The following is a 284-nucleotide window of genomic DNA, read 5'->3' as shown; positions in this document are numbered from 1 at the left end:
TCCTTTTTCCCAATTTCACTCAATGTGCTCTCAATTTTCTTTCAATTCTATAATCATATTTATCACTTAAGTTCGTAGGACAATTACAAAATAGTTTTTCTTTTGTATCAATTTGTTGATGTATATCTAATCCAGCAATCATAACAATAAAAATGCTAAAAAAATTAATAAATTATAATTTCAAAATAAAATTATGCAATTTATGAAAGCAAAGGGATTTTATTCATTTGATTCTTCTGATTTACTTTCTCAAATCGAACAATACTTTATGGATAAAAGATATG

General features: G+C 23.6%; 2 protein-coding genes (1 of these 2 running past the window's edge). One reads left to right on the top strand and one right to left on the bottom strand.

Features of this window, described 5'->3' with window-relative positions:
- Window positions 1-19 precede the first annotated feature (19 nt).
- Window positions 20-142 (bottom strand): hypothetical protein, encoded by a 123-nt coding sequence (locus LUA84_RS03830; protein WP_231434516.1) that lies wholly within the window; start codon window positions 140-142, stop codon window positions 20-22.
- Window positions 143-193: 51 nt separating this feature from the next.
- Here LUA84_RS03830 and amrB point away from each other — a divergent pair.
- Window positions 194-284 carry part of the coding region annotated (gene amrB, locus LUA84_RS03825; protein WP_457913304.1) for an AmmeMemoRadiSam system protein B on the top strand (this coding region is incomplete at its 3' end). The annotated region continues 365 nt past the right edge of the window, so 91 of the 456 annotated nt are shown.

The organism is Candidatus Nanopusillus massiliensis (genome assembly GCF_920984865.1).
Note: the sequence above shows the minus strand (reverse complement) of the source record. Positions and strands in the feature narration are given on the sequence as shown.

Bases quoted from the DNA above. Each gene is read 5' to 3' on its own strand.
- LUA84_RS03830 (WP_231434516.1), bottom strand. From the start codon at position 142: ATGATTGCTGGATTAGATATACATCAACAAATTGATACAAAAGAAAAA.